General features: G+C 57.8%; 13 protein-coding genes and 2 rRNA genes (1 of these 15 only partly in view). 12 read left to right on the top strand and 3 right to left on the bottom strand.

Features of this window, described 5'->3' with window-relative positions; translation table 11 throughout:
- The 5 genes from AAAK34_RS17455 to AAAK34_RS17435 all read left to right on the top strand — a co-directional run.
- Window positions 1–1,935: ribosomal RNA gene (locus AAAK34_RS17455) — 23S ribosomal RNA — on the top strand; it begins 942 nt to the left of the window's first position.
- A gap of 119 nt (window positions 1,936–2,054) precedes the next feature.
- A 5S ribosomal RNA gene (rrf, locus tag AAAK34_RS17450) occupies window positions 2,055–2,167 on the top strand.
- A gap of 155 nt (window positions 2,168–2,322) precedes the next feature.
- A complete protein-coding gene (gene tldD / locus AAAK34_RS17445) occupies window positions 2,323–3,783 on the top strand; it encodes a metalloprotease TldD (protein ID WP_231697929.1) in 1,461 nt (486 codons plus the stop codon).
- Window positions 3,784–4,065: 282 nt separating this feature from the next.
- Window positions 4,066–5,202 carry a 3-deoxy-7-phosphoheptulonate synthase gene (locus AAAK34_RS17440; RefSeq protein WP_231697928.1) on the top strand — a complete coding sequence of 379 codons (1,137 nt, stop codon included), beginning with the start codon at window positions 4,066–4,068 and terminating at the stop codon, window positions 5,200–5,202.
- A 183-nt stretch (window positions 5,203–5,385) separates the two neighbouring features.
- Window positions 5,386–5,697 (top strand): hypothetical protein, encoded by a 312-nt coding sequence (locus AAAK34_RS17435; RefSeq protein WP_231697927.1) that lies wholly within the window; start codon window positions 5,386–5,388, stop codon window positions 5,695–5,697.
- 60 nt (window positions 5,698–5,757) lie between these two features.
- On the opposite strand, the gene mpl is transcribed toward AAAK34_RS17435, so the two are convergent.
- Window positions 5,758–7,173: a UDP-N-acetylmuramate:L-alanyl-gamma-D-glutamyl-meso-diaminopimelate ligase gene (gene mpl / locus AAAK34_RS17430; RefSeq protein WP_231697926.1), complete on the bottom strand. Its 1,416-nt coding sequence runs from the start codon at window positions 7,171–7,173 to the stop codon at window positions 5,758–5,760.
- Between the two features lie 141 nt (window positions 7,174–7,314).
- On the opposite strand from mpl, the gene AAAK34_RS17425 reads away from it, so the two are divergent.
- The 7 genes from AAAK34_RS17425 to AAAK34_RS17395 all read left to right on the top strand — a co-directional run bounded on the left by AAAK34_RS17425 (window position 7,315) and on the right by AAAK34_RS17395 (window position 13,801).
- Window positions 7,315–7,911: a hypothetical protein gene (locus AAAK34_RS17425; RefSeq protein ID WP_231697925.1), complete on the top strand. Its 597-nt coding sequence runs from the start codon at window positions 7,315–7,317 to the stop codon at window positions 7,909–7,911.
- On the top strand, window positions 7,908–8,465 hold the full coding sequence (locus tag AAAK34_RS17420; protein WP_231697924.1) for a TlpA disulfide reductase family protein: 558 nt from the start codon (window positions 7,908–7,910) through the stop codon (window positions 8,463–8,465). Before AAAK34_RS17425 ends, AAAK34_RS17420 begins: the two co-directional genes overlap by 4 nt.
- Before the next feature lie 111 nt (window positions 8,466–8,576).
- Complete coding sequence (gene accB / locus AAAK34_RS17415; RefSeq protein ID WP_231697923.1) at window positions 8,577–9,038, top strand: acetyl-CoA carboxylase biotin carboxyl carrier protein; 462 nt, start codon at window positions 8,577–8,579, stop codon at window positions 9,036–9,038.
- Window positions 9,039–9,052: 14 nt separating this feature from the next.
- Window positions 9,053–10,402 (top strand): acetyl-CoA carboxylase biotin carboxylase subunit, encoded by a 1,350-nt coding sequence (accC, locus tag AAAK34_RS17410; protein WP_231697922.1) that lies wholly within the window; start codon window positions 9,053–9,055, stop codon window positions 10,400–10,402.
- Window positions 10,402–11,298: a 50S ribosomal protein L11 methyltransferase gene (gene prmA / locus AAAK34_RS17405; protein ID WP_231697934.1), complete on the top strand. Its 897-nt coding sequence runs from the start codon at window positions 10,402–10,404 to the stop codon at window positions 11,296–11,298. Before accC ends, prmA begins: the two co-directional genes overlap by 1 nt.
- A gap of 115 nt (window positions 11,299–11,413) precedes the next feature.
- Complete coding sequence (locus AAAK34_RS17400) at window positions 11,414–12,862, top strand: DUF3426 domain-containing protein (protein WP_231697921.1); 1,449 nt, start codon at window positions 11,414–11,416, stop codon at window positions 12,860–12,862.
- Between the two features lie 36 nt (window positions 12,863–12,898).
- Entirely contained in the window at window positions 12,899–13,801 is a 903-nt protein-coding gene (locus AAAK34_RS17395; RefSeq protein WP_231697920.1) for a carbohydrate kinase family protein, read from the top strand.
- An 88-nt stretch (window positions 13,802–13,889) separates the two neighbouring features.
- Here the strand turns inward: AAAK34_RS17395 and AAAK34_RS17390 are convergent, their stop codons facing one another.
- A complete protein-coding gene (locus AAAK34_RS17390) occupies window positions 13,890–14,435 on the bottom strand; it encodes a histone (protein ID WP_231697933.1) in 546 nt (181 codons plus the stop codon).
- A gap of 190 nt (window positions 14,436–14,625) precedes the next feature.
- A complete protein-coding gene (locus AAAK34_RS17385) occupies window positions 14,626–15,840 on the bottom strand; it encodes a ribonucleotide-diphosphate reductase subunit beta (RefSeq protein WP_231697919.1) in 1,215 nt (404 codons plus the stop codon).
- Window positions 15,841–15,908 lie beyond the last annotated feature (68 nt).

Here is a 15,908-nt window from a genome sequence, read left to right as displayed (position 1 = left end):
GCACCGGGTGCTAACGTCCGGACTCAAGAGGGAAACAACCCAGACCGCCAGCTAAGGTCCCTAAAACGGGCTAAGTGGGAAACGAAGTGAGAAGGCTAAAACAGTCAGGATGTTGGCTTAGAAGCAGCCACCATTTAAAGAAAGCGTAATAGCTCACTGATCGAGTCGTCTTGCGCGGAAGATGTAACGGGGCTAAGCCAGTTACCGAAGCTGCGGATGCACAGTTTACTGTGCGTGGTAGGAGAGCGTTCTGTAAGCCTGTGAAGGTGGTTTGAGAAGACTGCTGGAGGTATCAGAAGTGCGAATGCTGACATGAGTAGCGTTAAAGCGGGTGAAAAGCCCGCTCGCCGTAAGCGCAAGGTTTTCTACGCAACGTTCATCGGCGTAGAGTGAGTCGGCCCCTAAGGCGAGGCAGAGATGCGTAGCTGATGGGAAACAGGTCAATATTCCTGTACCGATGTATAGTGCGATGTGGGGACGGATTCTAATAGGTCATCCAGTGATTGGATTCTGGTTTAGGCAGATGTAGGCGACAGGTAGGCAAATCCGCTTGTCATATACCGAGGCTGCCGATCGAGTGGACTTGTCCATGAAGTGACTGAACGGGGTTCCAGGAAAAGCCACTAAGCTTCAGCTATACACGACCGTACCGCAAACCGACACTGGTGCGCGAGATGAGTATTCTAAGGCGCTTGAGAGAACTCAGGAGAAGGAACTCGGCAAATTGACACCGTAACTTCGGAAGAAGGTGTGCCCTTTTAGTGTGAGGTGAACAACTGAGCATGAACGGGTTGCAAAAAATTGGTGGCTGCGACTGTTTATTAAAAACACAGCACTCTGCAAACACGAAAGTGGACGTATAGGGTGTGACGCCTGCCCGGTGCTGGAAGATTAATTGATGGGGTGCAAGCTCTTGATCGAAGTCCCAGTAAACGGCGGCCGTAACTATAACGGTCCTAAGGTAGCGAAATTCCTTGTCGGGTAAGTTCCGACCTGCACGAATGGCGTAACGATGGCCACACTGTCTCCTCCTGAGACTCAGCGAAGTTGAAATGTTTGTGATGATGCAATCTCCCCGCGGAAAGACGGAAAGACCCCATGAACCTTTACTGTAGCTTTGTATTGGACTTTGAACAGATCTGTGTAGGATAGGTGGGAGGCTTTGAAGTGTGGTCGCTAGACTGCATGGAGCCAACGTTGAAATACCACCCTGGTGTGTTTGAGGTTCTAACCTGGGTCCCTTATCGGGATCGGGGACAGTGCATGGTAGGCAGTTTGACTGGGGCGGTCTCCTCCCAAAGCGTAACGGAGGAGTTCGAAGGTACGCTAGTTACGGTCGGACATCGTGACGATAGTGCAATGGCATAAGCGTGCTTAACTGCGAGACTGACAAGTCGAGCAGATGCGAAAGCAGGACATAGTGATCCGGTGGTTCTGAATGGAAGGGCCATCGCTCAACGGATAAAAGGTACTCTGGGGATAACAGGCTGATACCGCCCAAGAGTTCATATCGACGGCGGTGTTTGGCACCTCGATGTCGGCTCATCTCATCCTGGGGCTGTAGTCGGTCCCAAGGGTATGGCTGTTCGCCATTTAAAGAGGTACGTGAGCTGGGTTTAAAACGTCGTGAGACAGTTTGGTCCCTATCTTCCGTGGGCGCTGCAGATTTGAGAAAGCCTGCTCCTAGTACGAGAGGACCGGAGTGGACACACCGCTGGTGTACCTGTTGTCACGCCCGTGGCATCGCAGGGTAGCTAAGTGTGGAAGAGATAACCGCTGAAAGCATCTAAGCGGGAAACTCGTTTCAAGATAAGATCTGCCGGGGCCTTGAGCCCCCTGAAGAGTCGTTCTAGACCAGGACGTTGATAGGCTGGGTGTGGAAGCGCAGTAATGCGTTAAGCTAACCAGTACTAATTGCTCGTGCGGCTTGACCCTATAACTTTGATCAATCGATCAGACCAGTTATGCCAAGGGCGCAATCAAATCATCCAAGCTGATTCCAAACTCTATGAATTCGCCTTATTGACCACAAGTCAGTAAAGCAACCAGTTATGCCTGATGACCATAGCAAGGTGGTACCACTCCTTCCCATCCCGAACAGGACAGTGAAACGCCTTAGCGCCGATGATAGTGCGGATTCCCGTGTGAAAGTAGGTCATCGTCAGGCTATTACAGCAGCAATACCCCCAGTCATGAATTTGACTGGGGGTTTTGTATTTGGGGCAAACATAAAAGCAGCCAGGGCTGCGCTACACCGCGGTCTTTGTACGCGCCCTTGGCCCTGCATGCGACTAAAAGCCCCGCCACTAGCTACAATGACTCATGATTTCACGCGACATCACCATTGAGCGATTGGCCACTGCGAGGGCATTGCTGCTAGAGCCTTTTGGGCTGGACGAAAGCCAGCTTGCAAAGACACTTGCCCTGATTGCCGAGCAGAAGGTAGACGATGCCGATCTCTACTTTCAGTACACCCGCTCCGAAGGCTGGAGCCTGGAAGAAGGCATTGTCAAGACCGGCAGCTTCAGCATAGACCAAGGCGTCGGTGTCCGTGCCGTCGTCGGGGAGAAAACCGCATTTGCCTACTCGGATGACATTTCATCGGCGTCTCTGACAGATGCGGCCATGACGGTCCGTTCCATTGCTTCGGCGGCGCAGGGGCGTCGCGTGAAAGTTCCACGCAGCAAGCTCGCACGCAGCCGTTCGCTCTACCCCGATCTCGACCCGATCTCTACATTGGATAGTACGGCCAAGGTTGCTCTGCTCGAGAAGACCGAGCAATGGGCGCGCGCCAAGGATCCTCGTGTCGTGCAGGTCATGGCCAGCCTTGCAGGCGAGTACGATGTTGTCATGGTGGCCCGCCTGGACGGTACGATTGCGGCAGATGTGCGCCCATTGGTTCGGCTTTCTGTCACCGTGATAGCGGAGCAGAATGGTCGGCGTGAGGTGGGTTCTGCTGGCGGCGGTGGTCGCTTGGGAATGGGCTATTTTGACGATGCTCAGATCCGCACTTACGTGGACGAAGCCGTCAGCGCCGCGCTGACCAATCTGGAGGCCCGTCCTGCCCCTGCAGGGCAGATGACCGTGGTGCTTGGCCCAGGGTGGCCCGGTGTGTTGCTGCACGAGGCAGTCGGGCATGGCCTTGAGGGCGATTTCAACCGCAAGGGCTCCAGCGCCTTCAGCGGAAGAATCGGCCAGCGGGTAGCGGCCAAGGGCGTCACTGTGCTGGACGATGGCACCATTCCCGATCGGCGAGGCAGCTTGAACGTCGACGATGAAGGCCATCCAACACAGCGCAACGTTCTGATCGAAGACGGCATTCTGAAGGCTTACATTCATGATTCCCTGAATGCGCGCTTGATGAATTCCAAGCCTACCGGCAACGGACGTCGGGAGAGTTATGCGCATATTCCCATGCCGCGCATGACCAACACCTACATGCTGGGTGGAGACAAGGATCCCGGCGAAATTGTGGCCAGCATCAAGAAGGGCCTTTACGCCACCAATTTCGGCGGCGGGCAAGTCGACATCACCAGCGGGAAGTTCGTTTTCTCGGCGAGTGAGGCTTACTGGGTTGAAAACGGCAAGATTCAATACCCAGTGAAGGGCGCCACCATTGTGGGCAGTGGGCCCGAGTCGCTGAAGAAAATCAGCCTGATTGGCAATGATATGCGTCTCGACTCCGGCGTCGGTACCTGCGGTAAGGAGGGGCAGAGTGTGCCCGTGGGCGTTGGACAGCCCACCATGCGTATCGACGGGCTGACGGTGGGTGGCACGGCTTGAAGAAGGTGTTTTGGGAAGGAACGATGCTGCAGCGCAACGTCGAACGCCTGAGCAACCGAATTTTCACCGAATGGTCATCGGCGATGTGCTAAAGTGATTGCAATCATGAAATTGCGTACTGCGTTTTGGTTTTACTTTTGGTTCTCTGTCCTAGGCGGACGAGAGGCAAACGTGTAGCTGCGCGCAACCTCCCGACAGAAACCGCCGACGCTTCGAGCCCGGCGGTTTTTTTATGCCTTTTCAGATATCAGAGCCATTACAAATCAAGGAGTCTCCGGAATCATGAATGCCAAAGCAGTCCAGTCCCCACTCGGTACGTGGCAAGCGTCTCAGGATCGCACCAGCCAGACAGACGACGAACGTATCAAGGAAATCACCGTGTTGCCGCCTCCAGAGCATTTGATCAGGTTCTTCCCGATCCGGGGAACCCCCGTTGAATCGCTGATTGCTGAAACTCGCAAGAGCATTCGCCAGATGGTTCGAGGTAAAGATGATCGCCTTCTCGTGGTGATTGGCCCCTGCTCCATACATGATCCTCAGGCAGCGCTGGATTACGCTCGCCGGCTGAAGCCCTTGCGCGACAAATACGCGGATGCGCTAGAGGTCGTGATGCGTGTGTACTTCGAAAAGCCCCGCACTACCGTCGGCTGGAAGGGACTTATCAACGACCCCTATCTGGACGAAAGCTACCGCATCGATGAAGGGTTGCGCATTGCGCGGCAGCTCTTGATTGACATCAATCGCATCGGAATGCCGGCTGGAAGCGAATTCCTGGACGTCATTTCGCCGCAGTACATCGGGGATCTGATCAGTTGGGGCGCGATCGGGGCGCGCACCACTGAAAGCCAGGTTCACCGCGAGTTGGCATCAGGTATCTCGGCCCCCATAGGGTTCAAGAACGGTACCGATGGCAACATCAAGATCGCCACAGACGCCATTCAGGCGGCAGCCCGTGGCCATCACTTTCTGTCTGTGCACAAAAACGGGCAGGTGGCCATTGTGCACACCGACGGTAACAAGGATTGCCACGTTATCCTGCGAGGCGGCAAGGCGCCCAACTACGACGCTGCCAGCGTCGAGGCCGCTTGTGGGGAGCTCAAGGCGTCCAAACTGGCCCCAAGGCTGATGGTCGACTTCAGCCATGCCAACAGCAGCAAACAGTATGAGCGCCAGATCGACGTCGCGAATGACGTGGCGGCCCAGATTCGCGGCGGGTCGCACAGCATCTTTGGCGCCATGATCGAGAGCCACATCCATGCCGGGGCACAAAAATTCACGCCAGGCAAGGATGATGTGAATGCACTGGAGTACGGTAAGAGCATCACCGACGCTTGCATCGGCTGGGAGGGCACGGAGACCGTGCTGAGTGTGCTGGCTGAGGCGGTGCGCGAACGCAGAGCGCATCAGAAGGCCGCCTGAGAGGTTGTCGCATTTGGATTCGCTGGTGGCCAATTATCCCAAGCGTTTCCTTTTTTGCCCCCGTCATGGTCAGTGCAATGCGAATAAGCCAAGAAGGCTGCAAAAACGGCTTTCGGCAGGCTACACTTTCGCTGGAGCTTGCCGGCGCAACGCGCCTGGCACCCTTCAGAACGGAGACCTTTCATGCAAAGTGAAGTTCGTGTTGTACTGGACGAGCGTACTGAGTGGCGCTTTCCGCTTGATTCGGTTCAACCCATGAGTCAGCAGGAGGGCCGCGACTGGCTCGACGCGCGGTTCTCAGAGTTTGGTGCCGCGCCGTTGCGGCCTACTGGGAAGCTGCTGCTGGCCGATAAGGTGTTGGTGGTGGCGCGTGAGGCGGGTCAGCGCCGACTCAATGACGACCAGTGGGGGCATGAGTTTGCACGTGCCGCCAGCGTCGCGCTGGCGAAACCCGTGGTGGCTGTGGATTTGCGGACGATGACCGTATCGTTCTGAGTCTGTTTTTTGTGAACTCCGGCTGCCGAAGTGCCGGCTAAGCTCGAGAAAACGAGGGCCTCAGGACGCCAACTCTTTCAGCAGTTTTTCGTGCACGCCTCCGAAGCCGCCATTGCTCATGCACAGCAAATGGTCTCCTGGCTGTGCATTGGTCAGCACATTCTTGACCAGTTCGTCGATGCTGCCCACTACCTTTGCCCGCTCGCCCATGGGCGTCAGTGCGTCGGCGGCATTCCAGTCCAGTCCGCCTGAGTGGCAAAAAGCCAGGTCTGCGTGTTCCAGCGCCCAGGGGAGCTGGTTTTTCATGGTGCCAAGCTTCATGGTGTTGCTGCGCGGTTCGAAAATCGCCAGGATGCGATCGCTCGTCTTGCCCGCAGCATCCAGTTGGCGGCGCAAGCCGTCTACAGTTGTACGGATGGCGGTGGGGTGGTGCGCGAAATCGTCATACACGGTGAAGGCGCCGCCCTCGCGCTGCACGCTGCCGCGAATTTCCATTCGCCTGCGAACGTTCTGGAAGGCGCTCAGCGCCGTGGCGGCGTCCTGAGGCGTTACGCCAACATGCTCGGCGGCCGCAATAGCGGCCAAAGCGTTGAGTTGGTTGTGCACGCCGGACAATGCCCAATCCACACGCCCCGCAGGCTGACCCTGGTGCAACACTTCGAAGCTCGATGCCTCACCTTCAGCAGTGAAATCGCTCACGGCGCTGCCGAAGCTCCGCTGTTCGCTCCAGCAGCCTTGTGACAGCACGCGCGTGAGGCTTTCTTCAAGCCCATTGAAAACGACGCGACCGGACGGGGGTACGGTGCGGATCAAATGATGGAATTGGCGCTCTATGGCAGCAAGATCGTCAAAGATGTCTGCATGATCGAATTCGAGGTTGTTGAGCACCGCCGTGCGCGGGCGGTAGTGCACAAACTTGCTACGCTTGTCGAAAAAGGCCGTGTCGTATTCGTCCGCTTCGATGACGAAAAGAGCGCGTTGCCCATCGGTGGGCGCGGAGCCACCCAGTCTGGCGGAAATGCCAAAGTTGAGCGGCACTCCGCCGACGAGAAATCCTGGGTTCAGTCCGGCACTCTCGAGGATCCAGGCCAGCATGGAGGTGGTGGTGGTTTTGCCGTGCGTGCCGGCAACGGCCATCACGTGGCGACCTTGAAGCACGTTCTCAAGCAACCATTGCGGGCCACTAGTATAGGGAGCGCCATCCTCCAGGATGGCTTCCATCAATGGAAATTTTGGGGTGCCGTTTGCGAGACGTGCTCTGCTGACGACGTTGCCGATCACAAAGACATCTGGTTTGAGCGACAACTGGTCCGCACCGTAGCCCTCGATCAGTTCGATGCCCAGTGCGCGCAATTGGTCGCTCATCGGTGGATAGACGCCGGAGTCGCAGCCGGTGACAGTGTGCCCGGCCTCTCTAGCCAGCGCGGCGACACCGCCCATGAAGGTACCGCAAATGCCCAGGATATGAATGTGCATGGGGTGATTCTACGGTTCAACAGAGGGTGTGCCAGGGCCTGGTCTGCCAGGGCTGCAAGGGGGCTGTGGCCGCCTTCTCAGGCGGGTCTCTTGATTCCACGCAAGAGCAATGGTTGGTGTCGCCAAGGCAAAATACACCCCATGGAAACCCTGACACAGGAAATCGCCGCAGCGGCCGCACGCCTCGTGGTGGAGGAGGGGCTGGAATATGGCCCGGCCAAGCGCCGTGCGCAGAAAATATTGGGTGCCTCTGCTCGAACCGCACTGCCCGACAATGAAATGCTTGAGAGCGAAGTGCGTGCTTACTTGGCGCTTTTTTGCGGCGACACCCAGCCGGCAGAGTTGGCTGCCCTGCGCCAGCTGGCGTTGCTCTGGATGGAGCGCCTCGCCGAGTTTCGCCCCCATTTGACCGGTGCAGTATGGAACGGAACGGCGACACGCTTGTCCGATATTCATCTGCAATTGTTTTGCGACGATTCCAAATCGACTGAAATAGCGCTCATTGATCACCGCATTGCCTACGAAGCCCGCACCGTGCGTGGCTTTCGTGGAGAGGCGGTCGAGGCATTGAGCTTTTCGAGTAACTGCCCTGAACTGGGCGAAATGATCGGTATTCACCTCATGATTCATGACCACAATGACTTGCGCGGCGCACTGCTGCCGCGTGGCGCCGATGCGCGCGCACCGCGCGGGGATATCAAGGCGGTAAGGAAGTTGCTGGAGGCATCCAACGCATGAGTAATTCACCCAAGCAGAATCCAGCCCCCTCCGGCGAACGGCGACGCTGGTTGTTGGCTGGGGCCGTAGGCGTGGCGGCCGCCGGGGTGGGTGCTGGTGTGGCATGGCAGCGGTTTCAGCCGCACGATCGCCAACCCGATAATTTTTGGGGTTTGAGCTTTCCGACGCCCGATGAAGGCGCGGAGCCGCTTGCATTGGGGTCCATGCGTGGTCGCCCATTGCTTGTGAATTTCTGGGCGACCTGGTGCCCGCCTTGTGTGGAGGAGTTGCCTATGCTCAACCGCTTCTATGGTGAAAATCGAGGTAACGGCTGGCAAATGGTGGCTTTGGCCGTCGACAAGGTTGAGTCTGTTCGGCGTTTCCTCGCACGTTCACCACTGGATTTTCCGGTTGGCATGGCAGGCATGGAGGGGACGGAACTGGCGCGTTCCCTTGGCAACGACGCTGGAGGATTGCCCTTCACCGTGGTGTTTGGGCGGGATGGGCGCGCGACTGAGCGTAAGATAGGGCAGTTGCAGGAGTCCGATCTCGCGGCTTGGCGTGCCCGAATCTAAGCGTCATCTTGTGTGCTCCTTAAATCAAATTGCGGCGAAATATTGTTAATTCGACGAAATTGTCGGAAATTGATGTAAATTCGCCGAGTTTCTTCTTGAAGTGTTCTTTTCATGGATCTGCGAAAACTTAAAACCCTGATTGACCTCGTGTCAGAGTCCAACGTCTCCGAGTTGGAAATCACCGAGGCAGAAGGCAAGGTCCGCATCGTCAAGGGTGGTCCGGCGATGGCGCAGCCAATTGTGTATGCCCAGGCTCCAGCGCCCGCACAAGTGGCGCCTGCGGCCGCGCAGGCCGCGACTGCGCCGCAAGAGGCTACCGCGACCGTACCGGTTGAGACCGGCTTTGTTGTCAAGTCGCCCATGGTAGGCACGTTCTACCGATCTGCCAGCCCAGGCGCCAAGCCTTTCGTGGAAGTGGGCGATCAGGTGAAGGAAGGCGATACGGTGTGCATCATCGAAGCTATGAAGATCCTTAATGAGATCGAAGCCGACAAGTCCGGCACCATTACCAAGGTCCTGGGTGAGAACGGGCAAGCCGTCGAGTACGGTCAGCCGCTGTTCGTGATTGAGTAAGCTCTGGAGAGCTGATGTTCAAAAAGATACTGGTCGCCAATCGCGGCGAAATTGCCCTGCGTGTGCAGCGGGCCTGCCGCGAGTTGGGCATCAAGGCGGTCATGGTGTATTCCGAGGCCGACCGCGATGCCAAATATGTTCGCCTGGCGGAAGAGGCGGTTTGCATAGGTCCGGCCCCATCGGGCCAGAGCTACCTGAGCATGCCTGCGATCATTTCTGCCGCCGAGGTCACCGATGCAGAGGCTATTCACCCCGGATACGGCTTCCTGAGCGAGAACGCCGATTTTGCCGAGCGGGTTGAAAAGAGCGGATTTCAGTTCATTGGGCCCACGCCAGAGTCGATCCGCATCATGGGCGACAAGGTGTCGGCCAAGCAAGCCATGATCAAGGCGGGCGTGCCTTGCGTGCCTGGTTCTGAAGGTGAACTTCCCGACGACCCGGCCGCGCTCAAGCGTCTGGCCAAGTCTGTGGGCTATCCGGTCATTATCAAGGCTGCCGGTGGTGGTGGCGGGCGTGGCATGCGCGTGGTGCACACCGAGGCTGCGCTGCTGGCCGCCGTGCAGATGACCAAGGCGGAGGCGGGTGCTGCTTTTGGCAACCCAGCTGTATATATGGAGAAATATCTCCAGAACCCACGTCATATCGAGATTCAGGTCATCGCCGACAAGCATCGCAATGCGGTTTATCTCGGTGAGCGCGATTGCTCCATGCAGCGACGTCACCAGAAGGTCATCGAGGAAGCGCCGGCACCTGGTATTCCGCGGCGCCAAATCGAGCGCATCGGCGAGCGCTGCGTGGCGGCGTGCAAAAAAATCGGATACCGGGGCGCGGGTACGTTTGAGTTTCTCTACGAGAACGGCGAGTTTTATTTCATTGAAATGAACACGCGTGTTCAAGTGGAGCATCCCGTCACCGAATGGGTAACGGGTGTTGATATTGTGCGCACTCAGATCATGGTGGCTGCGGGCGAGAAACTTCCTTTCACACAGCGCCAGGTCCAGATCAGGGGGCACGCGATCGAATGCCGGGTTAACGCAGAGGATCCGTTCAAGTTCACACCCTCGCCCGGACGAGTGACCATGTGGCACATGCCAGGCGGCCCTGGTGTGCGGGTGGACTCGCATGTCTATAACAACTACTTTGTGCCGCCTAACTACGACTCGATGATCGGGAAAATCATTGTTCACGGCGACACGCGTGAACAGGCCATCGCTCGCATGCAGACCGCTCTGGCGGAGACCGTGATCGAGGGTATCAGCAGCAACGTTCCGCTGCACCGCGAGTTGATGGTAGATGCTAACTTTATTGCCGGGGGCACCAACATCCACTACCTTGAAAAGTGGTTGAGTGATCACCAGCGATGATGTTCGAGTTGCGCCTGATTTGTCCTGAGGAGCGCGTAGAGCCGATCTGCGACGCTCTGGAGGCTCTGGACGCGCTCAGCGTGTCTGTGGAAGATGCCGATGCGGACACTGAGTCCGAGCACGCTCTGTTTGGTGAACCTGGCATGCCTCCTCCAGCCAGCAGCTGGGAGCGCTCGCGCGTGGTGGCCTTGTTCGGGGCTGAGGCAGCTGCTCAGGAGGCGGCCGCGTTGCTGTCTGCACAGGACTTCTTCAGTGGCTGTGCGGTGCAATCCGTGGCGGCGGTGCCGGATGAAGACTGGGTGCGCCTGACGCAGTCGCAGTTCGCTCCGGTAGAAATTACGCCGGAGTTCTGGATTGTTCCCACCTGGCATGAGCCGCCGGCTCAGGCTGTGCGCATCATTCGCCTTGATCCAGGCTTGGCCTTCGGAACCGGTACGCACCCGACCACCCGTATGTGTTTGCGCTGGATCGCTGGCGAGCCCATGGCTGGACAGCGCGTGCTCGACTACGGTTGCGGCTCTGGCATTTTGGCCATTGGCGCGGCGTTGCATGGCGCTGCGTCCATTGATGCGGTAGATATCGACGAGGCCGCAGTCACGTCCACCGAGTGCAACGCGCAAGCCAACGGTGTTTCGCTGACCGCTGGGTTGCCAGACAAGGCGCAGGGCCTGTACGGTGTGGTGCTTGCCAATATCCTTGCAACACCGCTTAAGGTGCTGGCTCCCCTGCTGTGCAGCCACGTGGCGCCCGGTGGAGCACTGGTGCTTGCAGGCGTACTCGAGAGGCAGATCGCTGAGCTCCAGGAAGTTTACAAGCCTTTTATCGAACTGCAAGTGGCAGACACCCTGGATGGGTGGGTGTTGCTCGTGGGAAGAAGAGCGAACTCACTAACGTGAACGCGTTCTTGGAGCGTGTTCAACGTCCCTGCGCGCGGGTTGTGCAGGTCAACCCTGGGCGTCGCGGGCAGCGCTGCAGGAAAATCGACTAGACGCGCTTAGAATCCTCCGCTACATGAGCTTGATCACGCGTTGCCCTGCTTGTGCGACCATGTTCAAGGTCGTGCCCGATCAGTTGCGCATTTCCGCCGGCTGGGTTCGTTGCGGAGTGTGCGGCGAGGTCTTCGACGCCCCGTCGCAGATGCTGTCTGAGGCCGATGGCCGCAACTTGGAGTCGCTGGACCCATTTTCTGCACCTGCACCTGCGACACTGGCAGAAGCAGGAGTGGCTTCGGCGGTTTCGCGGTCAGGCACAGACATTTTCACTGACGATTTCCCGGCAGGCTCTAGCCCATCAGAATCCGAAGGGAAGCTGGAGCCGTTTGAGCCCGTCCCGAAGGGGGAAGTTGGCCCGTTTGGTGCCTTCAGCGAAGGGGCTAGCCTGAACGCCGAAGTCGGTGTGTTGGACACGGAGCTTGCAGAGGGCACGGGCAGTCCACGCGACCAAAGCAGTTCGGCTCCCACTGAGGATGCACGACTCCTGACAGATAGTCCAGCTCCGCGAAAGGGTCCAGACCGTCAGAATGCCCAAGTTGTAGATGCGCCGCCGATCGACGATGCTTTGTCGGCGCGCCTGGCAACAGCCACAGGGCTCGCCGAAGTGGAAAAAGAGGAGCGTGCCCAAACAGGGCTGAGCGACGGATATGCCCCGGAAAATCTATCAGTGGCGGATGAGTCTGCTCTGCCGGCAGAGAGAATATGGATACCTCCCGCCCATTTGCAGGCAGCGATACAAAATTCCACTAGCCCCAGGGAGCCTGTGCACCTGGAGTTGGATGAAGCGCGGCAAGAGGAGCCCGATTCACCACGTGTATCCGTAACCCCGGGCAATACCGACTCTCCTGATGCGCCTGACTCCACGGACCCCACCGACGAGCGCTGGTGGCCGCGGGCCGAATCCGGAGTTGGATCGCTCTCGGCTGACGAGACTGTTCCGGGTACGGAGCCGGTTCCTTCCTTCGTGAAACAAGCCCGCCGTCGGGCCTTCTTCAGATCGCGCGGTGTACGCGTGGTGTTGTGGTTGGTCCTGACGTTGCTGGTGTTGGGACTGGGCCTGCAATGGGCCGTTGCTCAGCGGAATTGGCTGGCCGCGACAGAACCACGCCTTGCGCCACTTCTTGAAAGCATTTGCCGCCCCATGGGTTGCATTGTTTCTCCCTACCGTAACTTGAGCGCCATCGTGATTGACGGCTCGAGCTTCCAGCGCGTGGCGTCCGACAGCTTTAGGCTCAACGTCAGCTTGCGAAACAATGGTGATCTGCCTGTGGCTCCGCCCTCGCTGGAGTTGATCCTTACCGATGCGCAGGATCAGGTCTTGCTGCGCCGGGTGGTCAGTGCCGATGAGATGTCTGCCCCGCAGACCTTGAGTGCGCAAGGGGAGTTCAACGGCTCCAGCGCGGTGTCGGTGGAAGCGTCTGATCCCTCCGCGATCGTGGGTTATCGGCTGACAGCCTTTTATCCATAATCAACTCCCTTGCTTTAGAAAAACTCAAACTACTTCATGGCCACCCTGATCTGCGGCTCTCTCGCATTCGACACCATCATGAGCTTCGAGGGGCGCTTTGCGGCCCAGATTTTGCCGGAGCAACTGCACATATTGAATGTGTCCTTCCTGGTGCCGACTCTTCGTCGCGATTTCGGTGGGTGCGCCGGTAACATCGCTTATGCCATGCGTCTGCTGGGCAGCACCCCATTGCCGATGGCCACAGTGGGTAATGATGGTGGCGACTATCTGGAGCGCCTGCGGGCGTTCGGCATCTCGACGGATTTCGTTCGGGAGGTGTCCGATACCTATACCGCGCAAGCGATGATCATGACCGATCTGGACAACAATCAGATCACCGCTTTTCATCCGGGCGCGATGATGCAGGCCCACATCACGCAGATTACCCCGCGTGACGACATCAGGCTGGGCATCATTTCCCCAGACGGCCGGGAGGCCATGCTGCAGCACGCCGAGCAGTTCCATGCGGCAGGCATTCCCTTTGTCTTTGACCCAGGGCAGGGCTTGCCGATGTTCGATGGCCAAGAACTCGCACACTTCGTGGAGTTGGCCACCTGGGTCACCGTGAATGACTATGAGGGCAAAATGCTTTGCGATCGCATGGGCATCGATTTACCGGAATTGTCGCGCCGTGTGCGGGGGCTGGTCGTCACCTTGGGAGGTGAGGGCTGTGAGATATGGGAGCAGGGGGAGAGATTCCACATGCCTGGGGAGTTGGCGAGCGCCGTGGTTGATCCCACAGGCTGTGGAGATGCTTGGCGTGGCGCGCTACTCCACGGGCTCGAACAAGGCTGGTCGTTGAAGCAGTGCGCTGCTCTCGGCAACAAAATTGGCGCGCTGAAGATCGCTTCACGTGGGCCACAGAACTACAGCCTGGACGCTGCAGATCTGACAGGTTGAATTGGAACCTGGTTGAAATAGTAAAGCCCGGTACTCTTTTAAAGTGCCGGGCTTTTTTATCGGCCAGTTAAGACAGAGGGCATCAATCTCAGGGTTTGCTTGCCGTGGGGAAAGGCCACGCTGCCTGTGGATTGAGGGTGGTTTGCGCTGAAGGGGCAGGCTTTTTGGCGGGCGCCTTCTTCGCTGCTGCCTTTTTAGCCGGAGCCTTCTTGGCAGGTGCCGATGCTTTTTTGGCTACGGCTTTCTTCGCTGGCGCCGCTTTCTTGGCGGGAGCTGCCGCTTTAGCTGGTGCGGCTTTCTTCGCTGGTGCGGCTTTCTTGGCCGGTGCAGCTTTCTTCGCTACAGCTTTCTTGGCCGGTGCCGCTTTTTTGGCTGGTGCTGCTGCCTTGGCTGGAGCTGCCTTCTTGGCCGGCGCGGCTTTCTTCGCCACGGCTACGGCTTTCTTGGCAGGTGCAGCCTTTTTAGCGGGCGCTACCTTTTTAGCTGGTGCCGCCTTCTTGGCTGGCGCGGCTTTCTTAGCCACGGTTACAGCTTTCTTGGCGGGTGCCGCCTTTTTAGCTGGAGCTGCCTTTTTAGCTGGAGCAGCTTTCTTCGCTGGGGCCTTCTTCGCGGCCGCTTTCTTCGCAGTTGCCATGTTTTTCTCCTTGATCAAGTTGAACTATCAACAGGGAACGCTCCGCGCCTGTTGAACGCACGAAGCGATTCATGGCGCTGGAGCTTGAAGCCCCAGCGCCATGAACACGGGTGCAGCACTCCTCGCGCGACTGGGCGCGAAGTTGTTATGCTGCGAAAAGTTGAACCCACGGTAGTACCTGTTCCTAGGTTTAGTCCCAGGAAAGAGCGCCACCTGATTGATACTCGATGACACGAGTCTCAAAGAAGTTGCGCTCTTTCTTCAAATCGATCATCTCGCTCATCCACGGGAACGGATTTTCCTCGTTAGGGAAAAGCGGGTCCAAGCCGATCTGCGTGGCGCGCCGATTGGCGATGTAGCGCAGATATCCCTTGAACATGGAGGCATTCAGACCCAGCACCCCACGGGGCATGGTGTCCTCTGCATAGCGGTATTCGAGTGCGACGGCTTTCTCGAACAGCCCCTTGATCTCGGCCTTGAACTCTGGCGTCCACAGACCTGGGTTTTCAAGCTTGATCTGGTTGATGAGATCAATGCCGAAATTGCAGTGCATGGATTCGTCGCGCAGGATGTATTGGTATTGCTCCGCGGCACCAGTCATCTTGTTTTGCCGTCCCATGGCGAGGATCTGCGTGAAGCCCACATAAAAGAACAGGCCCTCCATCAGACACGCGAAGACAATCAGGCTTTTGAGCAAAGTCTGATCGGCCTCATGGGTGCCGGTCTCGAAGCGCGGATCCATGATGGCGTCAATGAACGGTATGAGGAATTCGTCCTTGTCGCGGATGGACGCCACTTCGTGATAGGCGTTGAAGATTTCCGATTCGTCGAGGCCGAGCGATTCGACGATGTACTGGTAGGCGTGGGTGTGGATGGCTTCCTCGAAGGCTTGGCGCAAAAGGAACTGGCGGCATTCGGGTGCCGTGATGTGGCGGTAGGTGCCCAGCACGATGTTGTTGGCGGCCAGCGAGTCTGCGGTGACGAAGAAGCCCAGGTTGCGCTTGATGATGCGACGCTCGTCTTCGGTGAGGCCGTTCGGGTCTTTCCAGAGGGCGATGTCGCGGGTCATGTTGACCTCTTGCGGCATCCAGTGGTTGGCGCATGTGGCGAGGTATTTTTCCCAGGCCCACTTGTACTTGAACGGTACGAGCTGATTGACGTCTGTCTGGCCGTTGATGATGCGCTTGTCTGCGGCATTGACGCGGCGCATGCTGGACGTGGTCCGCTGCTTTGGCTGCGATTCAGAGACGGCCGCGAAAGACTGAGCGGCTGAAAGTTGAGCAGCAGGGTTTTGAGCAGCGAAGAGGGCACCCTTGCCAACGCTGCGTTCGTCGCTTGGCTTTGGCATGAAAGGTTGCAGGGCAGGTTGCAGTGCAGGCCTTGCTTCGTCGTCCCAGGTCAACATAGAAATTTCCAATGCTTCAATTATGGGAGCAACGACGTGAATTGAAAAGTGTTCGCGTTCGTTGCTGC

Origin of the sequence: Ottowia caeni (assembly GCF_050821495.1) — a bacterium.
Classification (GTDB): domain Bacteria; phylum Pseudomonadota; class Gammaproteobacteria; order Burkholderiales; family Burkholderiaceae_C; genus Ottowia; species Ottowia caeni.
The sequence above is the reverse complement of the archived record's forward strand: the minus strand, read 5'-3'. Positions and strand labels throughout refer to the sequence as shown.